Genomic DNA, 946 nt, shown 5'->3' on the forward strand with positions numbered 1-946 from the left:
CCCCAGCATGGCGCGGTCAGCATGATCGACGACAATGCTATCACGCACCAGCCGACCGCCATGACATGGCGGCGGCTGAAATTGTCGGCAATGGCGCCGGCAAAGATCGACAACAGGAAGACGGGCAGCGTTGTGGAGGCCTGCACCAGGGCGACCATCACGTCCGAGCTTGAGATGGTAGCCCTGAGCCAGCTGACCGCGACGGTCTGAAACAGCCAGCCCAGGCTCGACACCTGCGCGGCGAGCCAGACCGCACGGAACGTTGCGTTCTCAAGCGGAGCGAACGTCGCCGACGAAATTGAAGCCGCGTCCGCGCGCACTACCCTGCTCATTTACCCAGATCCCATTTGCTAATAATCAAGCTGAAAATTTCTACTTGCCGCTTGCAGAGAGACGAATGTCTTCCCCCGCGCGCGAACCATCATCGACGCGATCACGCCGTCGGCAAAATTAGCGCCGGCCTCCAGCACGCACCGCATTCCCGACACAGCAGCAGCGCCGGTTAACGGCGACATTGGCGGTATCCAGCCCCGGCGTCAGCAATCAGATGGAGGCGGCGCTGCGTGATGCCTGGTCATAATGACCAGAAAGCGCGCGCATGCGAAACGCCACCGAAGACAGCACCTCGCTCGATACTTCCGTTGCCAGCACCGATTTAACGAGCAGCTCTTCGCGGATCGCGGCGTAGCGACGGCAGGCTGCCTCGCCCTCTGGAGTGATCATCGCCAACTTTTCCTTTCCGCGCCGGCCGGACTTCACAAGTTTCAATCGCTCAAGCTTCTTCAGCGCGTAGGCGACGACGTGGGTGTCCTCGACGTTGAGGACGAGACAGAGGTCCGCGAGCGTCTTCGGCTTGGCGCGGTGGGCGATGTTGTGAAGCACCAACACGTCGATGGCCGACAGATCGGGCACGCCGGCAGCCGTCATGCAGCGCACAATCCAGCGG

At 61.7% G+C, this 946-nt stretch carries 3 protein-coding genes; all 3 read right to left on the reverse strand.

The genetic code is table 11. The features are described 5' to 3' along the window. The coding region (locus tag EOA23_RS35035) for an MFS transporter (protein WP_245474457.1) at window positions 1–320 on the reverse strand (320 nt) is incomplete at its 3' end. Window positions 321–350: 30 nt separating this feature from the next. Further along, window positions 351–515 carry a hypothetical protein gene (locus tag EOA23_RS36000; RefSeq protein WP_189341846.1) on the reverse strand — a complete coding sequence of 55 codons (165 nt, stop codon included), beginning with the start codon at window positions 513–515 and terminating at the stop codon, window positions 351–353. 28 nt (window positions 516–543) lie between these two features. Further along, window positions 544–946: winged helix DNA-binding protein (locus EOA23_RS35040; protein ID WP_127307348.1), on the reverse strand; the 403-nt coding region annotated here is incomplete at its 5' end.

The organism is Mesorhizobium sp. M2A.F.Ca.ET.042.01.1.1, assembly GCF_003997405.1.
In the GTDB taxonomy this organism is placed as follows: domain Bacteria; phylum Pseudomonadota; class Alphaproteobacteria; order Rhizobiales; family Rhizobiaceae; genus Mesorhizobium.

Excerpts from the sequence above, each read along its gene's own strand:
- EOA23_RS36000 (WP_189341846.1), bottom strand. The coding sequence starts at position 515 with ATGTCGCCGTTAACCGGCGCTGCTGCTGTGTCGGGAATGCGGTGCGTG.